Genomic DNA, 26,225 nt, shown 5'->3' on the forward strand with positions numbered 1-26,225 from the left:
CTATGACAAGCCCCGCACCACTCTCTCCAACTAATCGTTTTGGGGATCACCATGATTGGCGGTGGAGGCTTTCCGTATATGGCGCCGGCAGACTGATATTGAAGCCGGATGCATGGCGCCTTTTTAGATATGTGCGTGCTGATTATATTCGTGGCCATGAAGGTTCAAGCAAAATTTCGCTGTTGATCGAAAGTGTTTCCGGCGCAGCTACAGTGGACGCCCCGTATCGGGAGGTCAAAAATAATGATCAGTGATCCGAGATTCATAACGGCACTATATTTTCTTGTCTCTGTAGCGGGCTTCTGGTGTTTGCGCTCTGTCTCAAGAAGGATTTCAGGAGATAACTTTACAGATGGAAAATTTTGGGTTTTTTTTGCTTTGTTTTTATTTTGGGGCGGGAACCAGATGAGCGTGGCTCGCTTTGGTCAATTGATGTCTTTCATGCCAGCCGTGGAAGCTTTTGAGGATGATTACATAATTCGATGGATCGCATTTATAACTGCCATCGCTCAAGCCTTTTTTGTTCCAAGCGAAAAAGAACCAAAGCGCTGATTCTCACGAAAGTAGACGCACCTATGACCACCACCGCACCACTCGCCATTTATTTCTGTTAATGGCCCCCACGTTCGCGCTGTCCATATCGCGTCCTCGATCCGCCCACATCACAATAACAATGTCGCGGTAGCACACTGTCATGCAGGTCGACGGCCGAACAGGCGCGCATCCCTCGACCTGCTGGAAAGCTGCGTAAAAAGGGATCTGTGGCTTTTGGTCGACAACCGTCCCAATGAACACACACTTTTTCACAAAGACCTCCTGCCAACCATTCAATGGCAGAATCTCTCCAACTGACTGTTTTGGAGATCATCATGCTTCGTGCGTTTGAACGAAGACTCGACCCTTTTCCTCCTGACGAGGTACCGCCGCCGCCCAATGGCCTGGCGCGTTTTCTGTGGGCCTGTACGCGGGGCGCGCGCGGTTACATTCTGCTGCTTGCGCTGGTGAGTGCCGCTGTATCGATTTACGAAGCCTGGCTGTTTTCATTCCTCGGGCAGGTTGTGGACTTGCTCTCGACCTGGCAGGCCGGCGGTGAAGCGGCCGCGCAAGAAAGTCGCGTGTTGTGGGGCATGGGCATCGTCATGGTAACCAGCGTCGGGCTGGTGGCGTTGCGCACCATGGTGCAGCACCAGATATTGGCGATTAACTTGCCGTTGCGCTTGCGTTGGGATTTCCATCGTCTGATGCTGCGGCAGAGCCTTTCGTTTTTTTCCGATGAGTTTTCCGGCCGGGTCACCACCAAGGTGATGCAAACCGCGCTGGCAGTGCGCGACGTGCTGTTTACCCTGATCGAGATCATCCCCGGGATCGGTGTGTATTTCATCGCGATCATCGCGTTGGCCGGTGGCTTTGCGCTGAAACTGATGCTGCCGTTCATTGGCTGGGCGGTGTTGTTCGCGCTGGCCATGTGGTACTTCGTGCCGCGCCTGGGCAAGGTCGGGCAGGAGCAGGCCAATGCGCGGTCAATGATGACCGGGCGTATCTCCGACGCCTACACCAACATCACGACGGTGAAGCTGTTCTCCCACTCCAATCGTGAAGCGCACTTCGCCCGCGCAGCGATGGAAGATTTCAAACTGACCGGTTTTCGCCAGATGCGTCTCGTCAGCATGTTCGAGATCGTCAACCAGGCCTTGGTGGTAGGGCTGATCATGTCCGCGGGTGGTTACGCCTTGTGGTTGTGGCACCAGGGCGATGTCGGCGCCGGTGCAGTGGCGGCAATCACTGCCATGGCGTTGCGCATCAACGGCATGTCGAACTGGATCATGTGGCAGATGACCTCGCTGTTCGAGAGCATCGGCACCGTGCAGGATGGCATGGCCACACTGACTCAAGGCGCCAAGGTGCAGGACGCGCCGGATGCAGGTGTGCTGGTGACCAAGGGCGGCGCCGTTACTTTCGATAAGGTGCACTTCAACTACAACGGCGAACGCCAGGTGCTCGATGGCCTCAGCCTGAACATCCGCCCGGGTGAAAAGATCGGTCTGGTCGGCCGCTCCGGCGCCGGCAAATCCACGCTGATCAACTTGCTGCTGCGCTTCTATGATGTCGACAGCGGTGAGATTCGCATCGACGGTCAGAACATTGCGCACGTGACCCAAGACAGTTTGCGCAGCGCCATCGGCATGGTCACTCAAGACACCTCGCTGCTGCATCGTTCGATTCGCGACAACATCGCCTATGGCCGTCCGGATGCAACCGATGCGCAAATCCGCAGCGCCGCCGCCAGCGCCCAGGCCCATGAGTTCATCAGCCAACTCAGCGACCGGCAAGGCCATAGCGGCTACGACACGCTGGTCGGTGAGCGGGGCATCAAGCTGTCGGGCGGTCAACGGCAACGCGTCGCGATTGCCCGGGTGATGCTCAAGAATGCACCGATCCTGCTGCTGGATGAAGCCACCAGCGCACTGGATTCGGAAGTCGAAGTGGCCATTCAGGAAAGCCTCGATGACATGATGCAGGGCAAAACCGTGATCGCTATCGCCCATCGACTGTCGACGATCGCGGCCATGGACCGATTGATCGTGATGGATGACGGACGCATCATCGAACAGGGCACCCACAGCGAATTGCTGGAGAGGAATGGCGTGTACGCGCGGCTTTGGCAGCATCAAAGCGGCGGGTTTCTGGGTGAGGACAAGGGGTTGGTCGAGGCACTGGATCAGGCTTGAGATGCAAGGGCGCCTGGCGCGGATTTATTGAGTTCCGTCCATGCGCCCTCTATATGGGCCGACAGTAGCCCGTGGTTAACCAGAACTTTGGGCAGAGGTCGACCAATACCTGCCAGTCATCAACGCCGGCCTTCGACTCAGCATCGCGGTCATTCCCCAAAGGCAAACCCGTATCTGAATAGGGAAACTCCGAGAACGCCTGAAAGTCTATTCTCCAAGACTTGACTCCACTGTTCAGGGTGCTGATGCATGAACTCTCTCTGGATCGCCCTGGCCATCTTCGGGTGCCTGGTTGCTGCCTCGCTTCTGATGATGAATGGGTACCCCAAGCTGGCGTCCCACCACCGGGATGACGACACCAATACGGTCATTCGCCTGGTCGCCAACATTTTTGTGGTTATGACGTCGCTGGTCTTTGGTCTGATGATCAATTCTGCCAAAAACACCTACGAGTCCATAGATGCGAACTTCCATGGGTATGCAACCAGCCTGATTATTTTTGACCGGACGCTACGAGGCTATGGAGATGCGACACAAGTCACGCGCAACCGTCTGATCACCTATCTTGCGCGCGCTATCGAGACCCCGTATCGAGGTGATGAGGCATTGCAGCATCGCAACAGCGAAGCGGCTAAATACCTGGATGACGTAGGCAAGTCGCTGACCGGCATAAAGCCACCGGATCGCTTCCATGAAACGATGCTTCAGGATATCCGTCAGCAATATCATTCGCTCATCGAGCAACGCTGGAGGATCGTCGAGCAGTCAGAGGGGGCAATTCCGGGCCCTTTGATTGGAATGCTGGTTGCCTGGTTGACACTCATCTTCGCCAGCTTTGGTTACCGCGCTCCCCGGAACTCGATGGTGATTGGAATGTTTATTGTCTCGTCATTTCTCATCGCGGCCTCTGTTTACCTCGTGTTGGACATGGATGTGCCATTTCACGGCCCTATTCAGATATCCGATGAGCCCCTGCGCAGGGCGCTCGCCGAAATGCAGCTCTGAGCGGCTTGTTGGGCATTTGCATTCCAAGTGGCAGCTTCCATCCGGATGCCAATGCTCCAGCCGTTGCAGGTGGTGCGGCAGGAAGCAGCCGATCAACGTCCCCCGGTGTTTTAACGGCAATGGAACAATGACCCTGTAACTTCTCAAGAACCCGAAATACGCTATCGTTGCGCGACTATTGAAGAAGGAACGCGGGTACATGGCCGACTCTTGTACGACTGAACGAAACAGTGCCTGGTCGGTGTTTCTGATCTTTCTGCGGCTCGGATTGACTTCATTCGGTGGTCCCATTGCCCACTTGGGCTACTTCCACCATGAGTTCGTCAGCCGGCGGCAATGGCTGACCGAGCGCAGCTATGCCGATCTGGTCGCGCTTTGTCAGTTTCTGCCGGGCCCGGCGAGCAGTCAGGTCGGCATCGCTTTAGGCCTGTCCCGCGCAGGTTATGGCGGCGCGCTCGCTGCTTGGGCCGGGTTTACGCTGCCGTCAGCGATGCTGATGATTTTGTTTGCGCTGGGCCTGTCCCGTTATGGCGCTGTTCTTTCGCCCGGCGCTCTGCATGGCCTCAAAGTCGTCGCTGTCGCAGTGGTTGCTCAAGCCGTGTGGGGAATGGCACGAAACCTGTGCACGGACGTGCCGCGAATGACCCTAATGTTGATTGCCGCGTGCGTCGCGTTGCTTGCGCCGACGGCTTGGGGGCAGGTCAGTGTGATTGTCATCGCCGGGCTGCTGGGGCTGATGCTGTTCAAGCCTGCGCAACGTGTCGAACACGACGCGCTGTCGATACCGATCAGTCGCAGGGCAGGAATGATGTGGCTGGCCTTGTTTCTTCTGTTTTTGGTGGGGCTGCCGCTGTTGGCTGAACGGGTAACCGATCAAAGCCTGGCAATGGTCGATGCTTTCTACCGTTCCGGCTCTCTGGTATTCGGCGGCGGCCACGTGGTTCTGCCTCTTCTGCAAGCAGAAGTCGTGCCCACCGGTTGGGTCAACAGTGAAACGTTCCTGGCCGGGTACGGTGCTGCGCAGGCTGTGCCGGGTCCGTTGTTTACGTTCGCGGCGTTTCTTGGCGCCTCCATGAACGGCGCGCCGTCAGGTTGGGCGGGCGGCGTGATCTGCTTGTTGGCGATCTTTGCCCCAGCGTTTTTGTTGGTCGTCGGCACCTTGCCTTTCTGGGAGCGGTTACGGCGAAGCGTGCGTGCGCAAGCCGCGCTGGCTGGCGTAAACGCAGCGGTCGTCGGCCTGTTGCTGGCCGCGCTTTATCAACCCGTGTGGACCAGCGCGATTCTCAAGCCGCAAGACTTCGGCCTCGCGCTGGTCGCCCTGATGGCGTTGATGATTTGGAAGTTGCCGGCGTGGCTGGTTGTAATCGGCACGGGAGTGGCGGGGTGGGTGATGAGTGTCACGCTTTGAAAACGTCCAGGTCAGCGCTCTACGCGACCGCGCCTGTATAGCAGTTGAAAATCACACTTTGCGCGCCCAGCTACCGAACATCACGTCGCCGATATACGTTGCGCGAGAGTCTGAACGCTCCTGGTCCAGACGTTCTTGCAACGTTTCAATCCCGACGTCTTCTGCACTGGCCACCCCCAGCGCAATGATTCGCGGCAAGCACGCTCGAACAATGCTGCCGAGACCGTAAGGTGTATCAGGCGTTTGCACCAGGCATTCAGCCCGCACATGTTCGACGGCCAGGCCCGCCTCGGTGAAGAGGCTGTGCAGGTTGAATCCGATGTGGAGATCGGCTCCCTCACGCGCGATCATTTGCTGTATCCAAGCTTGCGCTTGTCTATGCAGCGGGAAAGGCTCCAGGCTTGCCGGTACCATCGTCGTATCGTGTTCTTGAAAGACCAATATGCCGCCGGGACGCAAACATTTCGACAGCGCCCGAATCGTCGCCACGGCATCCTTCTGATACATCAGCACGCGTCGCCCGACAATGGCGTCGAAAGTACCCATGGAATCTGGCAGCTCCAGAAGATCGTACTGCACAAAGGTCAGGGCAGGGTGGTCTTTTGCTGCACTGCGCTCGCGGGCAATGGCGACGGCGCGGGCGTCATGATCAACGCCGATGATCTCTCCGTCTTTTCCCACCAGTTCGGCCAGGAGAAAGGAAACATCCCCTGAGCCGCAGCCCACGTCCAGAACACGCATTGCTTTGGTGATGCCCGCGTCGATCAGCAAGCGCGTGGTGAAATCCGGTCTGTTGCTCGTCATCACAAAGCCTCATCAAGTGTTCCGGGGAAACTCCCCAGCAGCGCTTCATCTTTCGCCACGGCACGCTTATAGGCGTCGCGACTTATCAACTTCCCGGCGTAAGCGAGAAACGCGGGTCTGTGCGGCAAAGTGCCCAAGCCTAATCCCCAGCCGATGTGGGAGCCAACATAAATGTCGGCAGCGCTGAAGTGCTCCCCGGCAATGAACGGATGAGCCAGCACGGCGCGTTCAAGTTGGTCGACGGTGCGTTCGTAGCTTCCATAGCCAAAGAAGAACTCCTGATCCGCCGTCGGGTTGAAGCCGGCGCGATGATTGGTCACGGCCTGTTCCAGAGGGCCCGCGGCGAAAAACAGCCAACGGTAGTAGGCCGCCCTTTGCGTTACCGCAGGGGCCAGCCCGGCTTCCGGGAAAGTGTCTGCGAGGTACGCACAGATGGCGGCCGTTTCTGTTATGGTTTGCCCGTTATGCACCAGCGCAGGGATCTTGCCCATCGGGTTGACGTCGCGAAAGAATCTGACCCGCGGATCATCACCTTCGGCCAGCGCCGGCACTGCCAGCGCAGCGCCTCCCCAGCGGTCTGCCTGACTGGTCGCCTGGTAATCCAGAATGACCGTTTCATACGAGCAGCCGATCTCTTCAAGCATCCAGCGCACCATGCGGCCGCGAGAATTGGGGTTGGTATAAAAGGTCATCGTCATCGTGAGCTCCTTTCAGCTCGATTCGTTGCCGACAATGTTAAAAGCGAAGCTGCATCATCCCTTCGGCGGTTTGCGCCAAAACTCTCGCAGAGTGCGCCATCAACGAGGCGCTACGTCAGTAAGCCGCTTGCCTGCGGCTCGGAGCCTGGAAAAATGTCCCACCTTCAAACCAGCGCCGAGCGCTGTAGATTACCCCGAGCGTTCTGGCAATCGATCGAACAACTGGGGCTGAATCCCTCGTTGATCCAGGCGCACGCTCAATTGCCCCATGACCTTCATCTGAACGAAGCTGCCGTTGTCAGCACACAGCAATTGTTTGCCGTGTGGAACGCGATCGAGGCGCTTTCTGCAGACCCGGCCTTCGCGATAAAAATGGTCCGCGATACGCCCAGCGCGAAACACAAACTCGCGTTTCTTGCAGCGCTATATGCGGCCAGTTTTCGCGACGCACTTGCGAGGTTTTGCCGTTTCAAGCGCCTGTGCAGCCCCGACCAGATTTGCATAAATGAGCGTGCGGACAGGGTGCTATTCACGATTCAGTGGCCTTCTGGTGCAGGGCTTGCGCCTAATCTCTCGGTGGATGCCTGTTTTGCTTTGGTACTTGAACTGGGTCGACGAGGCACCGGTAAGCACCTGAAGCCTCTTGCACTGAGCTTGAGGCGCCAGCCGCAAAGCCTGGAAATCCATTCGAGTTACTTCGATTGCCCCATTCAATTCGGCGCGGCTCGTGACGAATTGAGCATGAGCGCCGCCGACCTCGATCTGCCATTTCTTCAACACAACCCGGAAATGCTGGACATGATGACGCCCGGCCTTAGCGCCGCGATGCGAGAGATCGAAGCGCCGGTTGGTTTCTGTGAGCAGGCGATTGAAGTTCTGAAACGAGCCTTGGCGGATGGTCGGCCGAGTTTGCAATATCTCGCCCGTGAACTCTTGCAAAGCGAGCGCACGTTGCAACGACGATTAACGGCGGAGGGTACGACGTTCAGCGCGCTGCTCAACGAGGCCCGGCGCCAGGCCGGATTGCACCTGCTGGCTGACAAGACGATTGAGCTGAAAGAAGTGGCTTACCTGCTCGGCTACCAGGACGTTAACTCTTATTACCGGGCGTTTCGGCAATGGGAGAACGTTTCACCGGGCGAGTGGCGACGCGCCAATGCATGAGGTTTTAGTTGGTAGAGACAGAGACTGATCAACGCCTGGCACAAATAATTTGAACGGCTCTCGGGCGCGCTCACCTAATGATTAGCTTGTGAATAATCACACAGGCACTGTGCCAATATCGGCATTCTCCGAGAGGTGATCAACGTGGCTAAAGACGACAAGAAAAGCAAAGGTGACGCTTCGAAAGCCAGCAAGGACTTGAAAGACAAAAAGTCATCACCGGCCAAGAAGTCAGCTGCGGCCTCGACGCTTTCCAAATCCTCCGACAAGAAGGACAAAAAGAAAGACGCCGAACCGAAGAAGTCTGCAAAGAAGGCTGATAGCAAGCCAGAAAAGACCAAGAAGACAGAGAAGGCTGATAGCAAGCCAGAAAAGGCCAAGAAATCAGAGAAGTCTGATAAGCCTGCAAAGAAGAAAAAGTGACACCTGCTATCTGCTAGGGCTTTACGCCCTAGCTTTCTTCAAGCCATTGGCTCCAAACCTTCAGGCCAGCTCTTCAACCCTGTGCGCATCACCCAAGGAATCACGCTGCATCGACTGCAGGTTTTTCTCGATGGTTTCGCACAGCGCTTCCATCTGAATCTGGTGCTCACTGAGGCGAAACGGGCTCTGTAGATCGGTGCCGATGCGCTCGATGGCCAGCAGCATGAAACCCACCACGGTCGAGGCGAGCGGGGTGAACCAGCCCAGCGATTCCACCAGCCCCACCGGTACGATCAGGCAGAACAGCGAAATAAACAGCCGTGGGAAATACACGTAAGGGTAGGGCAGCGGGGTATTGGCGATCCGCTCCATTCCGCCCTGGCTGTTGGACAGATCGACCATGGTCGATTCCAGCCGTGCAAGGCGAATGCTGTCCAGGCGCCCGGCCTTGTATTCCTTCGCCAGCAGGGCGGCGGAACCGGTGAGGATGTCGTTGGCGAAGTTGTTGGTGGTGCCGCTGCGGGCGAACTCGTCGGCAGGGATAAACGCGCGAACTTCTTCCGGGCAAGGCTCGCCCTGTAGATGCGCCGCGAGGCAATTCACATAGGCCACGTGGCGGCGCAGCAGGGTCGATTTGACTGGATTGACCTCATTGTCCGGGTCATCCAGCAATGTCAGCACCTGCCGGGCGTAGCTACGCGAACTGTTGATCATCATGCCCCACAGCGTGCGCGCCTCCCACCAACGGTTATAGGCGCTGCTGTTGCGAAAACTGATCAACACCACCAATGCAGAACCGAGCAATGTCAGGGGCATCAGCGGCAGGTTGATCTTGGCATTGAGAAACAACATGAAGTCTACGGTGACGGCGATATCCCAGAGCAATAACCAGAACAGGGCCCAGCCCACATAGCCCATGGTTTTGATGATCAGACGGTATTTTTTGATGATGGCTGCTTTCAAACGGAAACCTCGAGGTGAGCAGTAAGCATTAACGCCTTAGCTCGGACGGTGTTTTCGGGGTAAAGGTTCGGCGATTGAAATACCTGTCGTCCATTCGTCCAGAATGCGGCACTCCTCAGAGCGGATCGCCTCTGAACTTCAAGCACGGACTTCCCGCGCCCCGGTTGGAGAGCCAGCATGGAAATTGATGAAAATGCCCCAGGCAACAAATCTCAGCAGGAAGTGACACGCACCACGGACAACGAGACCGGACACGATCCGCAGCGCGATGAACCTGAGGTCCCGTTGCCAGCAGACGACGAAGCGCCGGTCGAGGAAGACATGAGCGATGTGGATGCGAATAACTCGGTATCGAGCGAGCATCCTTGATCAACATAATCGAGCAATAAAAAACCGGCATTGCGCCGGTTTTTTTATGTTCTGCAATCGGGAAATCGGCAGATCAGAGTGCAGCTTTCACCTGCAAGCCAAACACCAACGCATTGTCGATGTCCTGCCCGGAGAACGCTCCCGGCTCGATGATGTACTGCATATTTGGGCGCAGGGTCAGCCAGGGCGTGGCCTGATAACCGTAACCGAGTTCGATCAACTGTTCGGCGCTGTCCAGATTCGGGAACGCTGTGCCGTTGTTCAGTGCGGCGTCTTGTTGCACATCGCGACTGCGCGGGTTGGGCACGGCGCGGCCATAGCCCAAAGCAAGCGTGTCACGCGGCCGGCCTTCAAATGGTTTGTATAAAACCACCCCCGTGCCGTACCACTTGCTGAAAGGCGAAGCGGCAGAACTGGCTGCCGAATACTGGCCGAAGGCGTGCAGGCTGCGACCTTCGGACGCCTGCGAGCGCCACACCGCCTGGTCGACGAGCAGGTAATGACCACCGCGACCGGACACCTCTTTGTCGCTGTCGATGCGTTTTACATCGGAGCTGTCGTAGTAGTAACCAACCTTGTATTCACCCGGCAAGTCCCCTGCGTGCTTGTACACCAACTCGATCGGCACCACGGTACCCGTCGTGTGTTTCGGACCAAGATGCCAGGCACGGCTGGAGTCGCCGTTGCTTTCGGGGTCGACATTGAATGCGGCCACACGCAGTTGCCACGCTGGCGACAGGTCGTATTTCACCCGCACGCCCAACCGGGCGTTGGGGTAGTTGGTCCAGCCGCTGCCGCCGGACATGTTCAGCGGGTGGCCGCAGAAACCGGCGTTCATGAAGTTACACAGAATGCCGCTGTCCAGGCCACCGAGGTCGTTACCCATGGCCATGTAGCCGAGTTTGACGTTCAGCGCCGGGGTGAACAGCGAGCGTTCGTAGCTCAATTCGGTCAGGCGGGTGTAGAGGCCACCGTAGTTTTCCTGGATTGGCAGACGGTTGCCGACCAGATCGTCGGAGGCGCTGTTGCCGCGGCGGTCGTTGATGGTCAGTTGGACCTTGCCGGCGTTGTCCACGCCATACAGTTTGCTCAGGTCGAATTGCACGCCGAGCTTGATGTTCTGCGAGTAACGCGCCGAACGATGCAGCCCGCCGTCGGCGTTGTAGGCCATTTCACCGCTGTAATCGCCGGTGAACTTGATGCCATCTTCGTCCATCTGGTGGCGCAGGCCGCCCCAATCGCCAGTCAAGGTGTTGCGGGTCAACAGGTTCGAGTCGGCATCGGCGAAGGCGGGCAGGGCGGTGCTGCAAGTCAGGCCCAACAGCACGCCGTTGATCCAGCCGCTATGAGAAAAACGAAACATGGAAATCTTCCTGGTGAAATCTTCAGCGATAGGCATAAAGCGGCGCGGCACCCGAAGGTGCCGCGCACAAGTGCAATGAAGTGGCTCGCAGATGTTTACGGCAGCGCGTAAGCCATCACGTAGTCGCCACGATCGGTCGACTGACGAGCACCACCGGCGGTAATGACGATGAACTGCTTGCCGGTCTTCGGCGAAACGTAAGTCATAGGGCCGCCCTGGCTGCCCACAGGCAGACGCGCCTTCCAGACTTCTTCACCGTTGCCGCTGTTGAAGGCGCGCAGGTAGAAGTCTTGAGTGCCGGCGATAAAGATCAGGCCACCTTGGGTCGACAGGGTGCCGCCGAGGGTTGGCAGACCAACCTTGATCGGCAGGTGCATGCGGATACCCAGCGGACCGGTGTCTTCAACAGTGCCGACCGGCACTTGCCAGGCGACTTTCTGCGTCTTCATGTCGATGGCGGTCAGCGTACCGAACGGCGGAGCCTGGCAAGGAATGCCGGCGACCGACAGGAAGCGGTTTTTGTTCACCGCGTAAGGCGTGCCCTTGAGCGGTACTGCGCCCATGCCGGTGTTCAGCGATTCGCCACCGGAAGCGGCCTGAGCCTTGTTCTGCGACGGGATCATCTGAATCCACAGACCCAGGCGCATGTCGTTGACGAAGATGAAACCGTGCACCGGATCAGTGGAGATGCTGCCCCAGTTCATGCCGCCCAGCGAACCCGGGAAGCTCAGGGACTTGTCGGTGCCCGGCGCAGTGTACAAACCGTCATAACGCATCGACTTGAAATCGATCCGGCACAACAGTTGGTCGTACGGCGTTGCGCCCCACATGTCCGATTCGGTCAGGTGCTGAGCACCGATCTGCGGCATGCCCACCGATTTTGGCTGGGTTGGCGAGTACGGTTCGTTAGGGATGTTGGCCGCTTTGACCGGCACTTCTTCAACGTCGGTCAGCGGTTTGCCGGTAGCGCGATCCAGTACATAAATCTGGCCAGCCTTGGTGCCGATGACCAGCGCCGGAACGGTTTTGCCGTCCTTGGTGAAGTCGATCAGGCTCGGCTGCATCGGCAGGTCGAAGTCCCAGAGATCGTTGTGAACGGTCTGGAACACCCACTTTTCTTCACCACTGTTGGCGTCCAGCGCGAGGATCGACGCACCGTAGGTGTGATCCAGTTTGCTGCGCTCCACACCATAGATGTCGGTGGAAGAACTGCCCATCGGCAGGAATACGGTGTTGGTCGCCGCGTCGTAAGACATCGGTGCCCAGCTGTTCGGCGTGCTGCGCACATAGGTGCTGCCGTCTGCTGGCGCGTTGCGATCCTGCGGGTTGCCCGGATCGAACGCCCAGCGCATGGCGCCAGTCATCACGTCGAACCCACGGATCACGCCGCCCGGCATGTCGGTTTGCACGTTGTCGGCCACACGACCGCCAACGACTACGGTGGTCCCGGCCATCAACGGGGCGGAGGACAACTGATAGTAGCTGTCCGGGACATTGCCCAGACCGGCCTTGAGATCAACCTGGCCATTGTTGCCAAAACCCCGGCAGAACTCGCCGGTGTCGGCATCCACGGCAATCAGGCGTGCGTCGATGGTGTTGGTCAGCAAACGACGTTGGCAGTGGGCAGGGAGGGCGTCGGCCGTTTCTGGAGCGACCGGCGAGTTGTCTGGCTTGGCGACTGCCGCAGTGGCGTCGAAGTAAGCCATGCCACGGCAACGCTGCCAGACTTTCGATTGCGCGTTGATCGAGTTTTTCCAGATTTCCTTGCCGGTGTCGGCATCCAGCGCGATCAGGTTGTTGTGCGGGGTGCAGATGAACACTTTGTTGCCGACCTGCAGCGGGGTGAGCTGGTCTTCGGCACCGTTGCCATCGCTCTCGGCGACGTCACCGGTGTGATACGTCCACGCGACCTGCAATTTGTCGACGTTGGTACGGTTGATCTGGTCCAGCGCGGCGAAGCGGCTGCCACCTTCGGTATTACCGTAGTGAGCCCAATCCTTCTGCGCCTTGTCTGGCTCGACAGGGGTGAGGCCCGGGCCAGTGCCGGTCGCGGCAACTGTCGGGTGGGCGACGAACATATTGCCGGCCGCGACAGCCAGTGCCACCGCCAATACCGCGGCAACGCCATAAGCGCCACGGCGAGGCACACCGCCGTTGGCGCGGGTCAGCAGGGGATAGACCAACGTAACGGCCAGGCCGACCGCGCCGAACATGAACAGGCGCGAGAACAACGGCCAGAACACCAGGCCCACGTCGCTGACTGCCCAGACGGCCGTTGCCAGCAGGAACGCCGCAAACAACCAGGCACCGGCCGGCTTATAGCGCGCGATCAGCAAACCGGCGATGGTCATGACCAGACCACCGACCAGGAAGTACCACGATCCGCCGAGGCCGACCAACTTCACGCCCCCGGCCGCGAGGGCCAGACCGAGCAGGGCGATGATCACGCCCAACCCGATCAGAATGAATTTTGATACGCCAGAGACGCGTTGACTTTGCTTCACGTTGAGAGCCCCGTTGAAATGAAGCGCGCATTATATAGTTAGGTAACTATCTAGTTAAATCACAATTTCACCTTCAAGCGTAGTTCGTCCTTGTCAAGCGATCCAACGCGAGGCCCTGAACACGCCAGGCGTTTGCTGCGTTTGCCCGAATGCTAACGACAGGCGCTAAAATCGGCGGTGCGCGCCGCCCGTCGCAAGCGCACCATGAAAATTGCAATTTTTCCTTTCGACCACGTTTCAGATCATTGTGGATTGCCTGCACCGCTGCCGATCCCGGCGCGGACGTGCGATGTACCCACTTCAAAAAAATCAGGAGGAGCAATGTCGCAACCTGTTGCGTCTGCAAGGCCGACTCAAGCGTCAAACCGGCGCTGGATGGGCATGATGTTTTGGCTGGTACTGGCAGGGGTGGCAGTGCTGTTGCTGGTCAGTGGCTACGGTGCGTTGGTAAATACCGACCGCGCTAACTTGCAACTCGCCGTACTGGGTGGACTTTCCGGATTTGGTGCGACCGCGCTGGGCGCCGTGGCAGCCATTGCGCTGCGCGACATCTCGGCGCGCACGCAGGACACCATGCTCGGCTTTGCCGCCGGCATGATGCTCGCCGCCAGTTCGTTTTCATTGATTCTTCCCGGGATCGAAGCCGCTCGAGAGCTTAGCGGCAACCCGATGCTGGCTGCGGGCATCGTCGTGTTGGGATTGGGACTGGGGGTGGCGTTGATGATCGGACTCGACCGATTTGTCCCTCACGAACATGCCGAGAGCGGTCGGCGCGGGCCGGAAGTCGAGCGCATCAACCGGGTCTGGTTGTTCGTCCTGGCGATTACCTTGCACAACTTGCCGGAAGGCATGGCCATCGGCGTCAGTTTCGCCAATGGCGATATGCAGGTCGGCCTGCCGCTGACCACAGCGATTGCCATCCAGGACATTCCCGAAGGTCTGGCGGTGGCGCTGGCCTTGCGGGTGACCGGTATTTCAGCACTGCGCGCGGCGATGATCGCCATTGCATCCGGCTTGATGGAGCCACTCGGTGCGGTCGTCGGTCTGGGCATTTCCAGTAGCTTCGCGCTGGGTTACCCGATTGCACTGGGGCTTGCCGCCGGCGCGATGATATTTGTGGTGTCCCACGAAGTGATTCCCGAAACGCACCGTAACGGCCATGAAACACCGGCGACGCTTGGGCTCATGTTGGGCTTCGGGGTAATGATGTTTCTCGACACGGCGCTGGGCTAGTCGCTCATCGTCCGGTTTGAACTCCTGGCCTGAGTGTTGCGTCCGTTGCTGAGAGGGCCTTACTACCGTTTAAAGCCTCGCAACGGGGGATCCGTGCCATGAATGCCTACAAGAATCTGCTGAGCGATACCGAAGTCAAAAAACTCGCCGCACTGGATCGTTGGCACGCGGCGTTTGACGATGTGACGTTGCGTCGGGATAACCCGGACGGCTATCACGAAGAGCTGATCCGCCGTGCCGATGAACTGGACCGCTTGGGGAAAATCACTTTCGAAGAGTGGCGGGTGTTGCGTCTCGAAGCTGATCAAGCCTGGCTGCGCGCGGTATCTGGGGATGACTATCGGTAAAGTGGTTATCAACTATGGAGATTATGTGTCCACATTCAACATCGAGGCCGTGACCCGGTCAGAGATTGCCGAGGTCATCGACTTCGTCATGCAGGCTCGCGCTGAGCTTTTTCCGAAGCTGAGCGCCACAGGAACCCCGCCAGATCTGGCGAATTTTGAAGAGACTTACATCAGTGGCGCCGGACGTTTTCTGGTCGCCCGTAATGAAGGCCGCATCGTCGCCGCGATCGGTTATTTACCCTATGACCAGCGCTTCGAACACCTCGACTATCAGCAACTCGAGGTCGTGGAAGTGGTGCGGCTGTTTGTCATTCCCGAGTACAGACGCTCAGGATTGGCCAGTGAGCTTTACCAGACGTTGAAATCATCAGCCGAAGACGCCGGAGTCGACGTGATCTACCTGCACACGCATCCGTTCTTGCCGGGTGCGATCAATTTCTGGCTGAAACGCGGTTTTCAGGTGATCAACGTCGATCCCGACCCGGTCTGGCAGACGACTCATATGGATTGCCGAATTCAGAACTGACGGATCAGGAAGAGCGCAATCGCAGGATCTGCGCGCCGTCGAAAGGGTCGGTCAGGTAATGGGCATGCACCCCGAACGTGTCGAGCAGGCGTTGCGGGGTCAACACCTCAAGTGGTTTGCCGAGGGCGACCAGGCGACCCTTTTCCAGTACGGCCAATCGATCACAAGTCAGTGCTTGATTGAGGTCGTGCAGGGCAATCACCGTGGTCACCGGCAACGCTTGAACCACATTCAAAATAGACAGTTGATGCTGGATATCCAGGTGGTTGGTGGGTTCGTCCAGCAGCAGGATTTGCGGGCGCTGGGCGAGGGCGCGCGCGATGTGCACACGCTGGCGCTCGCCACCGGAAAGGCTGCGCCAGGAGCGATTGCGCAGATGCGTCGCGTCAACATCGCGCAAGGCCTGATCGATAATGCCATCGTCCTCGGCAGACCACGGACTGAGCGCCGACAGCCATGGCGTTCGACCCAGCGCCACGGCATCAAACACGCTGATCGCGTCGAGGGTGTCCGCCTGCTGCTCAACCACCGCCAGCGTTTGCGCGATGGTTCGGCGCGACAGCGTCTTCAACCGCTGGCCGTGGAGATGGATGTCGCCACGACTGGGCGTGCGTACGCCGCAGAGCAATTTCAGCAAAGTGGATTTGCCAGAACCGTTGGGGCCGACAAGGCCAAGGGTTTCGCCGCGACGGATGTCCAGATCAATCTCGTGCAGCAACCGCGCATCGCGGATATCAAAGCCGAGGCCGCAGCAACGCAGCACCGATTCGCCGACCACCGGGGACAGCGCATTCATCGGGCATTCCTCCGGCCGATCAGGATCAACGCGAACACTGGCGCACCGACCAGCGCGGTAATCACGCCGACCGGGATCACCTGGCCTTTGATCAGCGTGCGCGACAGCACATCAGCGGCAATCAAAAACACCGCGCCACCCAGTGCACTCGCGGGCAGCAGACGCGTGTGTCGAGTGCCGAGCAAAAGCCTTACAGCGTGGGGAATCACCAAACCCACGAAACCAATCGAGCCGACAATCGACACCATCACAGCCGTCACCAATGCGGCACAACTGATCAACAGCAATTGCACGCGCCGCACCGGAATCCCGAGCGATGCCGCTGAGTCGACGCCGAAGGTAAACGCGTCCAGCGCACGCCGATGCCACAGGCACACAACGAGCCCGATGACCGCCACCGGCACCGCCAGCCACACCGATGGCCAGCGCACGCCGCTGAGATTGCCGAGCATCCAGAACATGATGCCGCGTGCCTGTTCGGAGCTGGCCGACTTGGTGATCAGAAATGCCGTGAGCGCATTGAACAGTTGCGAACCGGCGATCCCCGCCAAAATGATCTGGCCGGTATTACCCGGTGAGCCAGCGGCGCGGCCGAGCAAAACCACCACGGCGAACGCCACAACAGCGCCGCCAAACGCACCAACTGACATGGAAATCGCCCCGGCACCGAAACCCAGCAACGCGACCATCACCGCGCCCGTCGAGGCACCAGCGGAAATGCCGAGCAGATACGGATCGGCCAACGGGTTGCGCAGCAGCGATTGCAGAATCACCCCGCAAGTCGCCAGGCCTGCGCCGCAAGCGGCAGCCACCAGCGCGCGAGTCAGGCGATAGTTCCAGACAATGCCTTCGTCGATCGGATCAAGCACATAACCGGCCGCCCACAGTTTGTTGGCCAGCACCTGAAACACCACGATGGGATCAATGGTCGTCTCACCAATGGCCACACCGGCAATCACCGCTAAAAGCAGGATGGCCAGTGCCAACAGGGTGCGTATCAACGTCGCGGTCATTTGGACAGGTCGTAGCCGTTGATGGCGCTCGCCAGTGCGGCGATGCCGTCGAACGTGCGCATGCTGGCCTGCATGGCCATGGCGTCGAGAATGATGATGCGGTTGTTTTTCACCGCGTCCATGTTGCGGGTTACGGGATCGTTGCGCAGGAATTCCAGTTTCTTCAGGTAGTCGTCAGCCGGGAAGCGCCGACGATCCATGCGCGCGATGACCAGGAACGTCGGGTTGGCTTTGGCGATGGTTTCCCAGCCGACAGTTGGCCATTCTTCATCGGACTCCACGACGTTGCGCACGCCCAGCGTGTTGAGCATGAAGTCTGGAACGCCCTTGTGTCCGGCGACGTACGGGTCGATATCCAGACTGGCACTGGAAAACCAGACCAGTGCGCTGATGTCTTTCGAGTTCTTGTCATTCGCCATGGCAATCGAGTTGGCGAGGCTCGCCTTGAGGTCTGCGTTCAACTGTTGAGCGCGCGCCTGGACATCAAAAATCTCACCGAACTGGGTGATGCTTTTATAGACGCTATCGATGCGAAACGGCGCCAGACGCGTGCCGTCGGCACCGACCAGATTGTCCTTGGCCTCGCAGTCAGACGGCATCAGATACGTCGGAATCTTCAGTTCGTGAAACTGTTCGCGGGTGCCGACCGCGCCTTGCGGCCCGACCATCCATTCCAGCTCCACAGCCACCAGTTGCGGGCGCTTGGCGATCACCGATTCGAAACTCGGTTCGTTATCGGCCAAGCGCTCGATGTTGTCGTTTTGCGCCTTGTATTGAGGCAGCACATCGTTGAACCACAGCGAAGTGCCGACGATTTTTTCGCCCAGTCCGAGGGCGAAGAGCATTTCCGTGCCGGCCTGGCCGATTGTCACCGCGCGCGCCGGGGCCTGCGCGAACGTCAGCGTGCTGCCGCAGTTTTCAATCGTCAGGGGGTACTGCGTCGGTGCAGCATGGGCGAGGGCGCTAACACCCAGGCCAACGACGAGGGCGACAAAACGAGGCAACAGCATGATGCAATCTCCATTTGAACCGTACACGGAGCCAGGGTGCAGGTTCTGGAAACACATCGCTTACGCTGCCTTGAAAGCAGTGCCAGGCCGATCACCGAAGTGACGCGCGCACAAGGATGTCCTTCCCGGACACCCCGCCGGTTAGTGATTGTTGCTTGGCCGGCAGGTCTCCTGACTGATGCGTCGTCGCCTGCTTCAGCCTTCCCGGGAGCAATCCCAGTGGCAGTTCAGAAGCAGGCTCGGCATCTACAGTTGCGGGGGCAGTTCCGTTTGATGCGCGGGGCGCATCACGGATTCCCTATTAATCCCAATTGGAAACCGGCGGGCGGCATGGTATCCGATCGTGGCGGTTGAGGCGAACGGGCGTGCTAGCTCAAGGCGTGGGGCAGCGCCAGCAGGAGGGCGGTGGTAACAACAGACCATTCATATACTTTTACGCAAAGCACTTTTCCGCCACCTATTCAGTTACTGCAACGATTCAGCGCAACTTGTATCCTTGCGTTACAAGAGGACGAATGGCCCCAGCTATTGCCCTGACCCAATAGTCGCGGGAACGGAAAACCGGACTTTCCTTAAGGTAATAACGTGAAGCGTGATTCGCACCTGGTTGTGCTTTTGCTGTTCGTGATCGGTTGCTCTCTGGCGTCATTGACGGTCTGGAAAGTATTGGCCTCTCGAGATCGGGCACTGGAGGAAGTGGATGTCCACGGCTTGAACCTGACCCAGGCGCTGTCTACCTACTCCGAGGGGATTGTCCGCCAGAGCTCGCTGCTTTTACTCGGGCTTGTCGAGCGTCTGGAAATAGAAGGTAGCGGCCCCGCGCAGATTCAGCGGCTGAGTGCATTGATCATCCGCCAGGAACCATTGATGCCACAGCTCAGCGGCATCACGATTTACGACAATCAGGGACGCTGGCTGATGTCCTCCAATCGACCGATTCCGGCCGGGGCGAATAGCAGCGATCGGACCTATTTCATTCATCATCGAGACGATCCCAGCCGTGAGACCTTTATCGGTCCGCCTATCCAGAGCCGTTCGAATCAGGAATGGGTGATCACCGTCAGCCGCCGCTTCAATGATGCGCGCGGAGAGTTTGCCGGGGTGGTGGCGGTCACCTTGGGCGTCGAAAACTTTCTTCGGTTGTTCGGAAAGATCGACGTGGGGCAGGAGGGCGCCATCGGGTTGTCTTACACCGATGGTACGTTGCTGGTTCGTTATCCATTCCGCGAGCAGGACATGGGCCGCAACTTTTCCAAATCGCCCATCTATGCCAAGTATCTTGTGGATCGATCAGTCGGCACCGCGTCGTTTACCTCCAGCCTGGATGGTGTGGAGCGGCTCTACGCCTTCCGCAAGAGTGACCGGCTGCCGTTGATAACGACGGTCGCACTCGGCAAGCGCGAAGCCCTCGCCGCGTGGCGTACGGAGGCATTGTTGTCGGCGGTGGTGGTCACCGGGCTGCTGGGGCTCACGGGCCTCATTGGCTGGTTCCTGATTCTGGATATCCGTCGGCGTACCAAAGCCGAAGATCAGTTGCGAGGCACCCAGCAGCAGTTGCTCTCAACCAATCGGCAGCTGGAGTTGCTGGCGATGAAAGACGCCCTGACCGGTCTGGCCAATCGACGCTGCTTTGATCAAAGCCTCGCCATGGAAGCCCGGCGCGCACGACGTGACGGCACGACGTTGGCATTGCTGATGATCGATATCGACCACTTCAAGCTGTTCAACGACTCACTCGGACATGTTGCCGGAGACGCCTGTCTGCAAACCGTTGGCAGAATCCTGGACGAATGTGTGCGGCGCCCCTCAGACCTGGTGGCTCGATATGGCGGTGAAGAGATGGGCGTGATCATGCCGGACACCGACATCGAAGGTGCCGCAGTCGTGGCGCAACTGATCATCGACCGCTTGCAGCAAGCAAACATCCCGCACAACGCCAGCCCGCTCGGACGCGTCAGTGTCAGCATCGGGATTGCGACAGCCACGGGGCTGGAACTGGATCACCTGCAAGGTTTGATCGAGGTAGCCGATCAGGCGCTGTACAACGCCAAGGCCCGGGGTCGGAATCAGTATGTAAGGGGTGGGTCGTGACAGGCGATCGCCTTTAGGTCTGGCACGGCATCAAAGGGCCTCTTCAAGCATTCGTGTTTTGCTACCGACAAAAGCACCTTCTCACGAGCCTGCGACTTCCTCTAGCGATTGCAGTTTTTCTAGCTACGCTTGCCAGCAAGAGAACGGCGTCAGCGCGCCCACTCGTTACTGGTCACGAAAGGGAGCCGACATTCATGGACAGCGTGCAGGACCTGTATCCATCAGCAACCGTCCTGGTGGTGGACGACACCCCCGACAACCTGATGCTGATCGCCGAGTTGCTCAAGGACAAATATCGGATCAAGGCAGCCAACAGCGGCGAGAAAGCACTGCGTCTTCTGCAAAGCGATCCGCTTCCCGACCTGATCCTGCTGGACATCATGATGCCCGGCCTGTCCGGGTATGACGTTGCCGAGCAGCTCAAGGGTGACCACCGTACTCGCCATATTCCGATCATTTTCCTGACTTCCATGGTTGCGACAGAGTACGAGATTCGCGGTTTGAGTCTGGGGGCTGCGGATTACATCACCAAGCCGATAATCCCCCCCGTGCTGTTGGCCAGGGTCGAGACTCAGATCAAGCTCAAGTCGGCGGCAGACTTCCTGCGCAATCAGAATGAATTCCTCGAGCAGGAAGTGCAGCGCCGGACCCGGGAGGTGATCGCCATCCAGGACGTCACTATTCACGCCATGGCATCGCTGGCCGAAACCCGCGACAACGAAACCGGCAACCACATTCGCCGTACTCAACACTACGTAAGATTGCTGGCCGAACTGCTGCGTGAGCATCCGCGCTTCCGGCACTTCCTCGATGAGGAAACCATCAAGCTGCTATTCAAATCAGCACCGCTGCACGATATAGGCAAGATTGGTATCGCTGATCGCATCCTGCTCAAGCCGGGACGTCTTACTGCGCAAGAGTTCGAGATCATGAAGACCCACACCACACTGGGGCGCGATGCGATCCAGCACGCCGAGGATCAGTTAGGAATCAAAGTCGACTTCCTTCATCTGGCCAAGGAAATCGCCTACGGCCATCAGGAAAAGTGGGATGGCAGTGGTTATCCGCAAGGGCTGGCCGCCGACGACATACCGATCAGCGCCCGTTTGATGGCCCTGGCGGATGTCTACGATGCGCTGATCAGTCGTCGCGTGTACAAGCCCGGCATGCCCCATGAACAGGCAGTCGAGATTATCCGCGAAGGCCGCGGTTCGCATTTCGATCCGGACATCTGCGACGCGTTTCTGGCCAATGCCGAGCAGTTCCGTGAAATCGCACTGCGCTTCATCGACAGCGACCACGACATGGCGAGGCAGTTGGCCTTGCTTGAGCAAAACGCTGACCACTCCTGAGCCCTTGGCATCACTGCACATCAAGCTGAACGAGGCCGTATATGAACAGACTGTTCGAGCTGCTCGAGCGCCTGTCCCTGCGCAATAAATTGATCATCGGCTTCGCCGCACTGCTGATGTTGAGCCTCGTACTGGGTGTGCAAAGCCTGCGCACCCAGTATTCGCTCAGGTACGAAATGCAGCAGTTGTACCAACAGGATCTGGTCGGTATCCAGCATGTGCAGGAAGTCCGGGTGCAGTTGCCGCATCTATTGCTGGCAATGCAGCGCGCAATCGCTACCAACAACGCAGACATCCGGATCAGCGCCAGAGCCCAGATGGCCGTCGCCCAGAAACGCCTGCTCGATGCTCTGGAGCAGCTTCGACCGACACTGCGACGACAGAGCAGTCTCAACAGCCTGTTGGAGTTCGAAGTGGTGTTGCGGCGTCTGCAAAAAGACGGCGATGAAGCACTGGAGTTCGCCGGCAAGGGCTCCCTTGGTCAGGCCCTGACATTACTCAACAGTAAGGATTTTCTCGCGCTGGAACAGGGAGGCGACGAGTTGCTCACTCAGATACAGAAAAACAAGGAAGCCGACATCCACGATATGGCGAAGAGTCAGGTTGAGTATGCACAGCGAAGCAGCACGATCACTTATGTCTTGCTGCTGGGCGGTTCGACGCTGGCCTTGCTCTTGACCTGGCTGGTCAGTCAATCCATTCGCGTGCCGCTCAACCGGGTGCGCGTGGCGGTTGACGAGTTGGCTTGCGGCAAGCTGGACGGTCAGATTCCTCACACCGATCTTCGCAACGAAACCGGCGACCTGGCGCGTGCCATTGCCACGCTGCAACTGGAGGCTCGTCAGCTTGAGCGACAGCGCTGGGTCAAAGCCCACGCCTCGCTGCTGCAAGTGGATCTGCAACAGGCAGAGACGCCACAACAGTTGGCGCAGGCTTTTTTCAGCCGTATCGCGCCACAGTTGGGCATGTGCCAAGGGGCTTTGTATGTCCTCTATGAGGGCGCGTCACGTCTTCGGTTGGTCGGCGGCTACGCGGTCGACAGTCAGCAGCCTCTGTCGACTGAGGTTGAACTCGGTGAAGGATTGCTCGGCCAGTGTGCACTGGATCACCAACCTCGCCAGCTCGACGATCTGCCTGAACGGTTCTGGCATGTGCGCGCGCAATTGGGTACAGCCCCCGCCACCCATCTGTTGGTTCAGCCGGTGTTGCGGGGTGAGCGCTTGCTCGGCGTTCTGGAAATGGCCGGCTTTCGACCGCTGGAAGAAAATCAGGCGTTGCTCTTGCAGGAAGTGCTGCCCAGGCTGGCCGGTGCCATGGCCATTATGGAGCGCAGTGAGGCGGCTCGGGCACTGCTGCTGGAAACTCGTCGCCAGGCGGACGAAATGGGTGCGCAAACTTTACTGCTGGAACACCAGGCCAGAGAACTTGAAGCCCAGCAGACGGCACTGCGTGCTACCGAGGCCTGGTATCGCGGCATTATCGAGGCGGCACCGGATGGCATGTTGGTACTGGGGGCCGACGGCCGCATTCTGATGACCAATCCACAAATGGACACGCTGTTTGGTTATGAACAAGGCGAGCTGATCGGCGCCAGCATTGAGCGTCTGGTGCCGCAGGCTGCACGCCAGCGGCATGTTGGATTGCGCGACGGCTTCATTGCCAGCGGCGGAACCCGGCAGATGGGCGGCGACCTCGGTGACCTGAGCGGCGTGCGCAAAGACGGCAGCCTGTTCTCCGTGGAAATCGGCCTGTCCCATTTGCCTCGCCTGGAGGGCCGCGGCGTCTGCGTTTGCGCGTCGGTGCGTGACGTGAGTGAGCGCAGGGCGATGGAGGCGAAACTGCGCACTGCCAGCGATCGCCTGAATCTGGCGCAAGAGGCTGGCGACATCGGCTTGTTCGACGTTGATCTGGTCAGCGGTACAAATTACTGGACGCCCCAGCTCGAAAGCCTGTTCGGTCTGGAGACTGGCGCATTCGGCGGCACGCTGGAGCACTGGAAGGCGCTGGTCCATCCCGATGACGTAGCGCGCGTCAGCAGCACATTCGAGAGCGCCGTCCAGCGGGGCGATGATCGCGTCGAGTTCGACTTGCGCATCGTGCGTAAAAACGATGGAAAGGTGCGCACATTCCGATCGCTCAACCGCTTCTCACGCACCCCTGACGGTAAGCCGTTACGCGCGACCGGTATCAACATCGACGTGACTGCGCTGGCAGAGGCGAGGGCAGTGGCCGAGGAGGCCACGCGGGCCAAGAGCGAGTTTCTCGCCAACATGAGTCATGAGATCCGAACGCCGATGAACGCCATCATCGGCATGAGCCACTTGGCGTTGCGTACCGAACTTGATAAGCGCCAGCGCAACTACATTGAAAAGGTACACCGATCGGCGGAGAACCTGCTGGGGATCATCAACGACATCCTCGATTTCTCCAAGATCGAGGCTGGCAGGATGAGCCTCGAACAACTCCCGTTTCGCCTGGAGGACGTACTCGACAGCTTCGCGGCCATGATTGGCCTGAAAACCGAAGACAAGGGCCTGGAGCTGCTGTTCCAGATCCCGCCCGACCTGCCCACTGCACTGCTCGGAGATCCCCTTCGTCTTGGCCAGGTGCTGATCAATCTGGGTAACAACGCCGCCAAATTCACCGAGCGCGGTGAGCTTGTGGTCGGCGTGGAAAAAGTCAGTATGCACAACGAGCGCGTGGAGCTGCATTTCTGGGTGCGCGACACGGGCATAGGCATGACAGTCGAGCAGTGTTCACGCCTGTTTCAGTCGTTCAGTCAGGCTGACAGCTCGATTACCCGCAAGTACGGTGGCACCGGGCTGGGCTTGTCTATATCCAGGAAGCTGGTGGAACTGATGGCCGGCCGCATTTGGGTCGAAAGTGAGCCTGGAGTCGGCTCCACGTTTCATTTTCAGGTGCAGCTCGGTGTGCAGCAAGACGCTCAGCCGCGCCGAATGTTCAAGGCCGGCGAACTGATGGGGCTGCGGGTACTGGTCGTGGATGATAACGCCAGTGCCCGTGAAATCCTCTCGGGTATGGCTCGCAGCTTTGGTCTGGAAGTGGACGTCGCGCAGTCCGGTAGTCTGGCCCTGCGCATGCTCGGCGACGCCGAACTCAAGGCGCTGCCGTACGATCTGGTCCTGATGGACTGGCGGATGCCCGGCATGGATGGCATGGAAGCGGTGAGCAGAATGCATTCCGCCAGCCTGTTGCATACGCCATCGGTGATCATGGTCACTGCCTTTGGCCGCGAAGAGGCTTGCGAGGAAGCCGACCGACAGGGTATCCAGTTGCCGGTGGTGTTGACCAAGCCCGTCACACCGTCCTCTTTGCTGGAAGCCATTGGTATGGTGCTGGGAAAAGGCCTGAACGGCGATACTCGGGCTGGCGAACGCGCCCAACTCAACGCCAGCACCGTAGACAGCTTGAAGGGTGCGCGGGTGCTGCTGGTCGAGGACAACGACTTGAATCAGGAACTCGCCTGCGAGCTGCTGGAGAGTGCCGGAATGCGACTGCGACTCGCCAGGCACGGCCAAGAGGCGCTGGACATCCTGGCCGAGGATGACGACTTCGATGGCGTGCTGATGGTTTGCCAGATGCCGGTTATGGACGGCTACACCGCGACCCGGAAAATCCGCCAGCAGCCGCGCTTCAACGCTTTACCGGTAATCGCCATGACCGCCAACGCAATGGACGGTGACCGCGAGCGAGCGCTGAACAGTGGTATGAATGACCATATATCCAAGCCACTCAATGTCGAGGCCATGTTCGCCACATTGGCAAAATGGATCAGTCCACGGGCAGCTCTTGCATCGCTGAATGCAACGCTGTCGGATCGGTTGCCAGACCGTATCGAGGGTATTGATGTGGCGGCCGGTTTAGCCACCTGCATGCAGCGGCGAGACCTTTATTTACGTCTGCTGTGCAAGTTTCGCGACACTCAGGCAGGCTTCGCCGAGCAATTCGAGGCCGCACTCGACGACCTCGATCCTGGCGCCACCGAACGACTGGCGCACAGTTTGCGCGGCAGTGCCGGCAACATCGGCGCCATGGCCGTGGCCCAGGCTTGCGCGCTGCTGGAACAGGCCTGCCACAACGGCGAGTCTGCTAGCGTGCTGCGAAAGCTGGCGGCGCAGGTCGAAAATTGCTTGCTCCCGACCTTGGCGGCGCTGGCCAACCTGACCGCAAACGCCCCGGCATCAATAGATGATGGTGTGCTGGTCGGGTCAGAAATCAGTGAGCGACTGAACAGTCTCAAAGATCTTTTGGTACAAGGTGACACCGCGGCACTGGACGCAGTTGCCGAACTTCGCCACATGCCACTCGCTCGGGTACTGGCAGAACGTCTGGCGCTGGTTGCCGAGCAGGTGGAACTGTTCGACTTTGATCGTGCTCTGGAACTCTTGCAGGAGGGGTAGGTTTTG

At 58.8% G+C, this 26,225-nt stretch carries 22 protein-coding genes and 1 riboswitch; of the genes, 14 read left to right on the forward strand and 8 right to left on the reverse strand.

The annotated features are described in order from the left end of the window. The first annotated feature begins 2 nt into the window (after positions 1-2). The 5 genes from ACA061_RS13380 (at position 3) to chrA (ending at position 5,142) form a co-directional block, all read left to right on the forward strand. Positions 3-254 (forward strand): DUF4225 domain-containing protein, encoded by a 252-nt coding sequence (locus ACA061_RS13380; RefSeq protein ID WP_497301881.1) that lies wholly within the window; start codon positions 3-5, stop codon positions 252-254. Continuing rightward, entirely contained in the window at positions 244-552 is a 309-nt protein-coding gene (locus tag ACA061_RS13385) for a hypothetical protein (protein ID WP_210554751.1), read from the forward strand. Before ACA061_RS13380 ends, ACA061_RS13385 begins: the two co-directional genes overlap by 11 nt. A gap of 317 nt (positions 553-869) precedes the next feature. Next, the gene (locus ACA061_RS13390) at positions 870-2,729 is read left to right on the forward strand and encodes an ABC transporter ATP-binding protein (protein WP_150603453.1); all 1,860 of its coding nucleotides are present in this window, start codon (positions 870-872) and stop codon (positions 2,727-2,729) included. 249 nt (positions 2,730-2,978) lie between these two features. Beyond that, a complete protein-coding gene (locus tag ACA061_RS13395) occupies positions 2,979-3,734 on the forward strand; it encodes a bestrophin-like domain (protein WP_150615663.1) in 756 nt (251 codons plus the stop codon). Positions 3,735-3,933: 199 nt separating this feature from the next. Further along, on the forward strand, positions 3,934-5,142 hold the full coding sequence (gene chrA, locus ACA061_RS13400) for a chromate efflux transporter (protein ID WP_210700061.1): 1,209 nt from the start codon (positions 3,934-3,936) through the stop codon (positions 5,140-5,142). Between the two features lie 51 nt (positions 5,143-5,193). Here the strand turns inward: chrA and ACA061_RS13405 are convergent, their stop codons facing one another. After that, positions 5,194-5,946 carry a methyltransferase domain-containing protein gene (locus ACA061_RS13405; RefSeq protein WP_497301882.1) on the reverse strand — a complete coding sequence of 251 codons (753 nt, stop codon included), beginning with the start codon at positions 5,944-5,946 and terminating at the stop codon, positions 5,194-5,196. Beyond that, complete coding sequence (locus ACA061_RS13410; protein WP_210554756.1) at positions 5,946-6,644, reverse strand: glutathione S-transferase family protein; 699 nt, start codon at positions 6,642-6,644, stop codon at positions 5,946-5,948. Before ACA061_RS13410 ends, ACA061_RS13405 begins: the two co-directional genes overlap by 1 nt. 153 nt (positions 6,645-6,797) lie before the next feature. On the opposite strand from ACA061_RS13410, the gene ACA061_RS13415 reads away from it, so the two are divergent. Next, a complete protein-coding gene (locus ACA061_RS13415) occupies positions 6,798-7,808 on the forward strand; it encodes an AraC family transcriptional regulator (RefSeq protein ID WP_497301883.1) in 1,011 nt (336 codons plus the stop codon). Between the two features lie 135 nt (positions 7,809-7,943). After that, the gene (locus ACA061_RS13420) at positions 7,944-8,231 is read left to right on the forward strand and encodes a hypothetical protein (RefSeq protein WP_191626453.1); all 288 of its coding nucleotides are present in this window, start codon (positions 7,944-7,946) and stop codon (positions 8,229-8,231) included. Between the two features lie 60 nt (positions 8,232-8,291). Here ACA061_RS13420 and ACA061_RS13425 read toward each other — a convergent pair whose 3' ends face one another. Further along, positions 8,292-9,194, reverse strand: a complete 903-nt coding sequence (locus ACA061_RS13425) for a bestrophin family protein (protein ID WP_497301885.1) — start codon at positions 9,192-9,194, stop codon at positions 8,292-8,294. A 177-nt stretch (positions 9,195-9,371) separates the two neighbouring features. On the opposite strand from ACA061_RS13425, the gene ACA061_RS13430 reads away from it, so the two are divergent. Further along, positions 9,372-9,563: a hypothetical protein gene (locus tag ACA061_RS13430; protein ID WP_150615657.1), complete on the forward strand. Its 192-nt coding sequence runs from the start codon at positions 9,372-9,374 to the stop codon at positions 9,561-9,563. A 73-nt stretch (positions 9,564-9,636) separates the two neighbouring features. Here ACA061_RS13430 and ACA061_RS13435 read toward each other — a convergent pair whose 3' ends face one another. Further along, positions 9,637-10,926 carry a carbohydrate porin gene (locus tag ACA061_RS13435; protein WP_497301887.1) on the reverse strand — a complete coding sequence of 430 codons (1,290 nt, stop codon included), beginning with the start codon at positions 10,924-10,926 and terminating at the stop codon, positions 9,637-9,639. A gap of 95 nt (positions 10,927-11,021) precedes the next feature. Continuing rightward, the gene (locus tag ACA061_RS13440; protein ID WP_497301888.1) at positions 11,022-13,430 is read right to left on the reverse strand and encodes a glucose/quinate/shikimate family membrane-bound PQQ-dependent dehydrogenase; all 2,409 of its coding nucleotides are present in this window, start codon (positions 13,428-13,430) and stop codon (positions 11,022-11,024) included. A 321-nt stretch (positions 13,431-13,751) separates the two neighbouring features. On the opposite strand from ACA061_RS13440, the gene ACA061_RS13445 reads away from it, so the two are divergent. From ACA061_RS13445 to ACA061_RS13455, 3 genes are all read left to right on the forward strand, one after another. Then, positions 13,752-14,663 carry a ZIP family metal transporter gene (locus ACA061_RS13445; RefSeq protein ID WP_497301890.1) on the forward strand — a complete coding sequence of 304 codons (912 nt, stop codon included), beginning with the start codon at positions 13,752-13,754 and terminating at the stop codon, positions 14,661-14,663. A 98-nt stretch (positions 14,664-14,761) separates the two neighbouring features. Continuing rightward, positions 14,762-15,010, forward strand: coding sequence for a hypothetical protein (locus ACA061_RS13450; protein ID WP_497301891.1), 249 nt, complete (start codon positions 14,762-14,764; stop codon positions 15,008-15,010). A gap of 25 nt (positions 15,011-15,035) precedes the next feature. Further along, positions 15,036-15,536 (forward strand): GNAT family N-acetyltransferase, encoded by a 501-nt coding sequence (locus tag ACA061_RS13455; RefSeq protein WP_224796299.1) that lies wholly within the window; start codon positions 15,036-15,038, stop codon positions 15,534-15,536. A 4-nt stretch (positions 15,537-15,540) separates the two neighbouring features. Here ACA061_RS13455 and ACA061_RS13460 read toward each other — a convergent pair whose 3' ends face one another. The 3 genes from ACA061_RS13460 to ACA061_RS13470 are packed head-to-tail and all read right to left on the reverse strand — an operon-like array spanning position 15,541 to position 18,355. Further along, positions 15,541-16,332: an ABC transporter ATP-binding protein gene (locus ACA061_RS13460; protein WP_150615653.1), complete on the reverse strand. Its 792-nt coding sequence runs from the start codon at positions 16,330-16,332 to the stop codon at positions 15,541-15,543. Then, on the reverse strand, positions 16,329-17,345 hold the full coding sequence (locus tag ACA061_RS13465; RefSeq protein WP_150603467.1) for a FecCD family ABC transporter permease: 1,017 nt from the start codon (positions 17,343-17,345) through the stop codon (positions 16,329-16,331). The genes ACA061_RS13460 and ACA061_RS13465 overlap by 4 nt, the downstream gene beginning before the upstream one ends. Beyond that, positions 17,342-18,355 (reverse strand): ABC transporter substrate-binding protein, encoded by a 1,014-nt coding sequence (locus ACA061_RS13470; protein ID WP_497301892.1) that lies wholly within the window; start codon positions 18,353-18,355, stop codon positions 17,342-17,344. The genes ACA061_RS13465 and ACA061_RS13470 overlap by 4 nt, the downstream gene beginning before the upstream one ends. Positions 18,356-18,499: 144 nt before the next feature. Then, positions 18,500-18,692: riboswitch (cobalamin riboswitch) on the reverse strand. A gap of 248 nt (positions 18,693-18,940) precedes the next feature. Between ACA061_RS13470 and ACA061_RS13475 the strand changes: the two genes are divergently transcribed. From ACA061_RS13475 to ACA061_RS13485, 3 genes are all read left to right on the forward strand, one after another. Next, positions 18,941-20,446: a GGDEF domain-containing protein gene (locus ACA061_RS13475; protein WP_150615651.1), complete on the forward strand. Its 1,506-nt coding sequence runs from the start codon at positions 18,941-18,943 to the stop codon at positions 20,444-20,446. A 194-nt stretch (positions 20,447-20,640) separates the two neighbouring features. After that, positions 20,641-21,798: an HD-GYP domain-containing protein gene (locus tag ACA061_RS13480; protein ID WP_150615650.1), complete on the forward strand. Its 1,158-nt coding sequence runs from the start codon at positions 20,641-20,643 to the stop codon at positions 21,796-21,798. Between the two features lie 41 nt (positions 21,799-21,839). Further along, entirely contained in the window at positions 21,840-26,219 is a 4,380-nt protein-coding gene (locus tag ACA061_RS13485) for a response regulator (protein WP_497301894.1), read from the forward strand. Positions 26,220-26,225: the final 6 nt, after the last annotated feature.

Source organism: Pseudomonas sp. LBUM1668, from assembly GCF_059695715.1.